3 protein-coding genes and 1 pseudogene are annotated in these 4816 nt (G+C 43.4%); 3 read left to right on the top strand and 1 reads right to left on the bottom strand.

Going from position 1 to position 4816, the window contains the following annotated elements:
• Nucleotides 1-434 precede the first annotated feature (434 nt).
• Complete coding sequence (gene accD / locus F8S12_RS23125) at nt 435-1385, top strand: acetyl-CoA carboxylase, carboxyltransferase subunit beta (RefSeq protein WP_196518663.1); 951 nt, start codon at nt 435-437, stop codon at nt 1383-1385.
• A 251-nt stretch (nt 1386-1636) separates the two neighbouring features.
• Nucleotides 1637-2031, top strand: a pseudogene (locus F8S12_RS23120) (extracellular solute-binding protein); the annotation flags it as partial.
• A 145-nt stretch (nt 2032-2176) separates the two neighbouring features.
• On the opposite strand, the gene F8S12_RS23115 reads toward F8S12_RS23120, so the two are convergent.
• Nucleotides 2177-3427 (bottom strand): tetratricopeptide repeat protein, encoded by a 1251-nt coding sequence (locus F8S12_RS23115; RefSeq protein ID WP_196518662.1) that lies wholly within the window; start codon nt 3425-3427, stop codon nt 2177-2179.
• A gap of 491 nt (nt 3428-3918) precedes the next feature.
• On the opposite strand from F8S12_RS23115, the gene F8S12_RS23110 reads away from it, so the two are divergent.
• Nucleotides 3919-4539 (top strand): PD-(D/E)XK nuclease family protein, encoded by a 621-nt coding sequence (locus F8S12_RS23110; protein WP_196518661.1) that lies wholly within the window; start codon nt 3919-3921, stop codon nt 4537-4539.
• The last annotated feature ends 277 nt before the right edge of the window (nt 4540-4816 follow it).

Genomic DNA, 4816 nt, shown 5'->3' with positions numbered 1-4816 from the left:
ATAAGAGAGTTTTTTCTTTTGACCCTACACCCTACACCCCACACCCTACACCCTAGTTGAACCCACCACTGATTTAAGACCACCAAATCTCCGATTTGGTGGGGGCTTGTACCCTATTGGTTCCGGAGCGGGGTGTACATAAATAAGAGAGTTTTTTCTTTTGACCCTACACCCCACACCCCACACCCTAAACCCTGGTTTCGGTCATTACGTCCATATAATAAGTCTCCTGAAAAAAGAGAAAGAAACTTGTATTGGGATAAGTATTTTCGTTAAGCTGGCAACCAAAGATGAAAAATAAGGACTGAATTGCTTAAAACCATCATTTGACTGTGTAGTCATTAATAGTGACATAGATGCCCGCTATAAGACTTCCCAAAGGCAACTCAATACGACTTGACATGTTTTAGACCTCATACCCACTTAAAATAAAAATGGCTAACAACGAAGAATCACGCGGTTTAAAGTCTCTATTTGATTGGTTTGCAAATCGACGCAAATCAGGATCTACCAGCCTCGAACGCCAAGAACGTGAAATTGCTGATGGGCTATGGCATAAATGTTCTAAATGTGGTGTACTGTCTTATACAAAAGACTTGAAAGCCAATCAGATGGTTTGTGTCGAATGTAATCATCACAATCGAGTGGATAGCGATGAACGCATCCGTCAATTGATAGATCATAATACCTGGAAACCGATGGACGAGCATTTGCGTCCAACTGATCCGCTAGAATTTCGCGATCGCAAACTTTATAGCGATCGCCTCCGGGAAACACAGGAGAAAATTGGCTTAATAGACGCGGTTAACACTGGTTTAGGTCAAATCAATGGTTTGCCCATTGCTCTGGGAGTTATGGACTTCCGTTTTATGGGTGGTAGCATGGGTTCGGTGGTGGGAGAAAAACTCACCCGGATGATTGAGCAAGCTACCCAACGGCGGTATCCTGTAGTTATTGTCTGCACTTCTGGTGGTGCCAGAATGCAAGAAGGAATGCTCTCTCTGATGCAGATGGCGAAAATCTCCGCAGCCCTACAGCGCCATAGAGATGCCCGACTATTGTATATTCCCGTTTTGACCAATCCTACAACAGGTGGCGTTACCGCAAGCTTTGCAATGTTGGGCGATATCATTTTGGCAGAACCCAAGGCAACCATTGGTTTTGCCGGTCGGCGAGTCATTGAGCAAACCCTCCGGGAAAAACTACCCGAAAATTTTCAGACTGCTGAAGATTTGCTACAGCACGGTTTTGTTGATGATATCGTACCCCGTACTCAATTAAAAAACACCCTAACCCAGCTGATTGCTCTACACCAGCCTGTACTAACAACACCTCATCTGGTGTTATGGGAAACAATGTCCTTGACTTCTACCGCCGCAGAATAAAGTATTGGGAATTGGGCATTGGGCATTGGGCATTGGGCATTAGTTCATTCCCCCTGCTCCCTGCTCCCTCTCATCCTCTCCCCGGCTCTTGGAGAAACATGAGTGAAACAAGGGCTATTAGTCGGAATAGACTAGAGAGGGCGAACAATCCCAGCAAGCCTCCAGACTGAGCGAATTGCACGATGAAGCTGCCTATAGTTGTGTCTAAAGCACCACTCGCTCCAGCAAAGGCAGCTGCGATCGCAAAATAGATAGAAGGTAACTGGGCAATTCCTTACTTAATAGAAACTTTTCCCCAAGTAGAGTTTGCTACCGCCCCAGTCCCTACTATTAATAACAAAAAAGGCACGATGGTGTTTACTGTTGCCTACGTGATGAATAATCTTGCACAGCACAAAGCCGAAGCTTGGGAATTGATTTCCTATCTCACGGGTAAAGAAGGGATGCAAAAGTGGACAGGAACAGGTTTTGCTTTGCCAACACGTAAATCAGTGGCCAAGAATTTGGGTTATGAGCAAGATCCATTGCGATCGCCATTAGTAGCGCCAGTTAATTATGCTACACAGTGGCAGTTAGGTCTGCGATCGTCAATAACTTTGATAACCAGTTTGTCAGCGCCTTATTGGGACAACAACCATTAAAGTAAGCGATCGCGAGTGCACAGAATGAAGCTAATCAGCAAATTAGGGCGATGGATCGATGCCTTTGCCGATGTCTATTTTAGCTTTGGTTAGAGTTCTATTAGACCACGTGTACGAGAGTTATCGCTCTCGTGCCAATGCATCGTACTCTTATTTATAGGTCTTTTTTTGCAGTTCCATCAGCAGATAGGTGTTGAACTCATAGTAGCGTCGGACTGAGGCAACGTAAGAAGCGCGTAGTTCTTCGTTAGTTATTTTGGCGCGTAAATCTTCAAATATTTCAATAGCTGCTTGAATATGTGTTTGGGCTTGTTGTAAATTACCCCGACTGTGTTCTAGGAGACCCATGTGAAAGAGCATTTTGGCTTCCTCTTGCCTGTCCCCGACTGTACGGAGTATTGTTAAAGCTTGGTTGTAGTATTTGAGCCCTTCTTGCTTTTCTCCTAAAAAGTAGTTGTAGACAGCGCCAATATTACTGAGGATAGTGGCTTCCCTTCTTCTCTCGCCCACTGCACGGATTATGGGTAAAGCTTGGTTGTAATATTTGAGCGCTTCTTGCTGTTCTCCTGATAAGCTGTAGACTAAGCCAATATCGTTGAGGGTGCGGGCTTCCACTTTTCTGTCCCCCGCTGTACGGAGTATTGTTAAAGCTTGGTTGAGGTATTTGAGCGCTTCTTGCTTTTCTCCTAAACCAGAGTAGACTCTGCCAATATTGATGAGGGTGCTGGCTTCTTCTCCTCTGTCCCCCACTGCATGGCTTATGGATAAAGCTTGGTTAAGGTATTTGAGCGCTTCTTGCTTTTCTCCTGAACCACAGTAGACTATGCCAATATAGCTGAGGGTGACGGCTTCCACTCTTCTGTCCCCGACTGTACGGCTTATGGGTAAAGCTTGGTTGAGGTATTGGAGCGCTTCTTGATTTTTTCCTAATGAGCCGTACACTGAGGCAATATTGTTGAGGGTGGTGGCTTCCATTCCCTTGTCCCCCACTGCACGGAGTATTGGTAAAGCTTGGTTATAATATTTGAGCGCTTCTGGCTTTTCTCCTAAATCGTCGTAGACTTTGCCAATATTGTTGAGGGTTTCGGCTTCCCGGCGTTTATCATCAAATTGTTGCCAAAGCTTCAGCGCTTCTTGCCATTTCTCGATCGCTTGTCGCAGTGATTCTGCTGTCCCTTGTTGATAAAACTGCTTCCCCTCTTGAGTAACTCGTTCCGCAGCTGCACGAGTGGCATTTTCTTGAGTGGTTTCTGGCTGCTGTGCTATCTGCAACCCTCGGTTTCTCGGTGTCGCCCCCACAGCATCAGATAGCAAAACCACACTCAGCAATAAAGTTAAACTGTAGCGGGTCAATTTGGGTAGAAACCACCAGCAAATCCCCTGATTATTTGCACTCCACATGATTTTTCAGTCTCAATAAGTGATTATCGGTTAAGCTTGCGTCTACGTAATTAATAAAATCCGATTTGGTCTGTTTTCCAGGTTTTACAGCTATTTTTAGATAAGTAGACCACGCGGTAGGGGCAATTCATGAATTGCCCCTACGACAGATGTGGTTCAAATACATGAAAACTGCTGTAAATTCAATACCTTTGCCAAAATAAGAGCCAACAAAAATTTGGGCAAAAATGGCAAAATGACCCATACATAAGCGTTTAGCTTATAAGGTAGCTTGGAATATCAAACCCTTGATACTACGGACAATACGTTAAAAAACCTTGTGGGAAACCTTGAAGGAATTTTTAGGACTTATTGTTTTTGCCAAGCCTCAGAGAAAAGGGAGTTCAGATATCAACTCACCCTCGTAAATTGGCAAAGGTATTGAAATTACTTCAGTTATAATCCGCGATATTCCTGAAACTTGATGTTGATTTTATGAGTGTGGTGGGTAAATGGCTAAAGAAATTACCCTGCTTGACTTAGAAACCAGCTTTGAACTCCAATTTGTTGAGGATGAGCAATTTTTTAGAGAGTGGCAAGATAACTTACCAGAAATCACCAACTCTCAAAAACAACAGCTTGACCGAGTTAAGGCGAGTTATGCCAATTTGCTCAAGTACCCTCCTATGCTAGAAAACACTGTCAAGATGGTGGTGTTGTCTCCCCTATTGGATTTAGCAGACTTTTATCTATCTCCGTTTCATGTCAAATCTGAAAAATCTGTAGAAGTTTCGGCTGTTGATGAAGGCGTAAGAATCAAAGGGCAGATTGATATCTTAGTTTTGTTTGAACAGCTAGTAGTAGTAGTTATAGAGTCCAAACAAGCAGCTTTTTCCGTGGAAGTGGGCAAACCACAACTGCTAGCTTATATGCTGGCAATTTCTAACTCGGATAAACCAGTATACGGACTAATCTCCAATGGCAGTAGTTTTATTTTTGTTAAATTAATTAAACAAGAAACACCCTTATATGTGTTATCTCGCTTGTTCTACATTTTCAATCCAGGGAATGAATTGTATACAGTTTTGAGTGTGTTGAAGCGTCTAGGTGAATTAGCGAGAAATGGCACTTAGGAGAGTGGGTAGACAGGTTGAGTGATGTTTGAGATGTGTAGTTAGATGAACTCGGTAGCGTTAAGAATTGCGGAGTGAGCGATCGCTAGTACTCCGCAATGACATTGTGTAATTAATTTCGTTCGATTACTTATAAAGGTGAGACTGTAGATTGAGTCTCATAAGCTGATATACAGCTAAATTGTATAAAACGAAAACGTAAGGGCATGGGAATGGGGACAAATAACTAATTAAGCCCAAGCCCTGATGTAGAGACGCGATTTATCGCGTCTTCAAA

Source organism: Nostoc sp. WHI, assembly GCF_015714725.1.
Lineage (GTDB): Bacteria > Cyanobacteriota > Cyanobacteriia > Cyanobacteriales > Nostocaceae > Nostoc.
Note: the sequence above shows the minus strand (reverse complement) of the source record. Positions and strands in the feature narration are given on the sequence as shown.

Bases quoted from the DNA above. Each gene is read 5' to 3' on its own strand.
- accD (WP_196518663.1), top strand. From the start codon at position 435: ATGGCTAACAACGAAGAATCACGCGGTTTAAAGTCTCTATTTGATTGG.
- F8S12_RS23115 (WP_196518662.1), bottom strand. From the start codon at position 3,427: ATGTGGAGTGCAAATAATCAGGGGATTTGCTGGTGGTTTCTACCCAAA.
- F8S12_RS23110 (WP_196518661.1), top strand. From the start codon at position 3,919: ATGGCTAAAGAAATTACCCTGCTTGACTTAGAAACCAGCTTTGAACTC.